2 protein-coding genes and 1 pseudogene are annotated in these 2,219 nt (G+C 63.3%); all 3 read left to right on the forward strand.

The window, feature by feature from the left end; genetic code table 11:
• On the forward strand, positions 1-601 hold a 601-nt coding region (locus A9X01_RS15365), incomplete at its 5' end, for an MCE family protein (protein WP_172832528.1).
• Positions 602-978: 377 nt separating this feature from the next.
• A complete protein-coding gene (locus tag A9X01_RS15370) occupies positions 979-1,617 on the forward strand; it encodes a TetR/AcrR family transcriptional regulator (protein ID WP_065121590.1) in 639 nt (212 codons plus the stop codon).
• Positions 1,618-1,931: 314 nt separating this feature from the next.
• A pseudogene (locus A9X01_RS15375) lies at positions 1,932-2,219 on the forward strand (transposase); the annotation flags it as partial.

Below are 2,219 nucleotides of genomic sequence, written 5' to 3' on the forward strand. Positions count from 1 at the left end.
GGTGATCACCTCGCGCACCATCAATGCCCAGCAGAAGGATCTGGATCAGGCGTTGTTGGCGGCGGCCGGGTTCGGCAACACGGGTGCGGAGTTGTTCAACAAGGGTGGGCCGTATCTGGCGCGAGGCGCCGCCGACCTGGTGCCCGCGGCCCAGCTACTGGACACCTACAGCCCCGAACTGTTCTGCGCCCTGCGCAACTACCACGACATCGTGCCCATCACGGGTGCCTCCGAAGGAGGCTTCAACGGCTACTCGTTAAACATGGACACCGAGGTGCTCTCCGGGCTGGGACTGATCGCGAACCCGGTGTCCGCGGCGCCCGTCATCGCTTCGCTGGTGGGCGGTGTCGCCGGGGTGGTCGGTGGGGCGCCCAACCCCTACATCTACCCCGAGAACTTGCCGCGGGTGAACGCCCGCGGTGGGCCCGGGGGAGCCCCGGGGTGCTGGCAGCCGATCACCCACGACTTGTGGCCCGCACCGGAGTTGGTGATGGACTCCGGCAACAGCCTTGCACCGTACAACCACCTGGACACTGGATCGCCGTATGCGATCGAATACGTCTGGGGCCGCCAGGTAGGGGATAACACAATCAACCCATAAATGGGCATTCCCGCATAGAGTGGGCGACGAGCTTTTGTGGTGGGAGGGTTTTCGCGTGCGAGCACAGTCAGCATCCGGGACAGCTCTCGACGCAATCCTGCGCCGACGCCGATCTGGTCATCAAGCAGATCCCGGTGATGCAGCATCACGCGGCGCAGATCCCAGTCAGGCTCATCCAGGGCGCAAGCAATATCGGCCAGTGGTGATTGGCTTCGCGGGGCGCAGCCGATTCGCGAGCCGGTATTCCACTGCCGCTTTTGTTGAACACTCGCGTGGAATCGATGAGCATTCGCATGGAATGATCGAGGCGACGACCCGCACTTGGCATCATGCCGCCAAAACCGCTAATGCCGCACCGCGGCAAATGACACACTGAAATGGCGCCGCAAAAGGGTAATCGCAGACCGGGCCGCCCGCCTGCCGCGACGGCCGGCGCCGCGCGCCAGCGAATTATCCGAGCTGCTCGTTTGGTGTTTAGCGCACGCGGCTACGACGGCGCGACGCTCCAAGACATCGCCGCGCGCGCCGACCTGAGCCGGCCGGCGATCAACCACTACTTCTCGAGCAAGCGAGCGTTGTATCAGGAAGTGCTGGTTGAGACCAACGAATGCGTCATCGGAGCCGGTGTTAAACATGCGGACATCGAGAATTCGCTGGTGGCTCGCCTGATGGCGTTCATCTCCGCGGCGATGAGAGCCGGTTCGGAAACTTCCGCCGGGTCTGCGTTTTTAGTCACTAGCCTACTCGAATCGCAGCGCCATCCCGAATTGGTTGGCACCGAAAACGATCCCCTTTGGATCATTCGGAAAGTATTGACACGCTTCGTCAACGACGCGATTGAGCGCGGCGAACTCGCTGCGGATATTGATGCATCGGCAATGGTCGAACCGTTGCTCGTCGTGGGTTGCGGCGTGGGGGTGTACGCGGGCTACGTCCGGACTTACCCAGAGATGGTGGCCATGACCCGAATGCTGCGCCAACTCGTGGAAAGGGCGCTTTGCCGACCCGAGGACTAGCGGGACGGCCGTTACGGTGGTGACCCGTCGGGCTCAGCCGTGCTGAAGCCGATCATCCCCCGTCGAAGATCGCCAAAAACTCACCCGACGCCGCCACGGTGATGGACGGCACCGCCCCCACCGACGCCGTCCCGCTCATCCGCTTCCTGGTCAGCGATCCTGATTCGGTACATGCGGCCGCGCCTAGGCAGCGAGGCTGACCCTTTTGCAGCGCGAACGCCTTGCATAGGGAGGTGGCCTGACCCCGTTTGGTTGATCCATGGCTTATGAGAGTCTTGCAGCCCACGACGTGGGCAGGAAGGCTCAACAAAATCATGGCGACGAGGAAGCGGCACAGCCCGGAGCAGATTGTGCGCAAGCTGATGGCGGCCGATCGGCTCCTGGCCGAGGGTAAGGACACGGCAGCGGTGTGCCGCGAACTGGGTGTCTCCGAGGCCACCTACCACCGGTGGCGTAACCAGTTCGGCGGGTTGAAGGCCGAGGACGCCAAACGGCTCAAGGACCTCGAACGCGAGAACACCACCCTCAAACGCCTGCTGGCAGACGCGGAGTTGGAGAAGGACGCGCTGCGGGAGATCGCGAAGGGAAACTTCTAGGCCCGG

This window comes from Mycobacterium asiaticum (genome assembly GCF_001668675.1).
GTDB classification, from domain to species: domain Bacteria; phylum Actinomycetota; class Actinomycetes; order Mycobacteriales; family Mycobacteriaceae; genus Mycobacterium; species Mycobacterium asiaticum_D.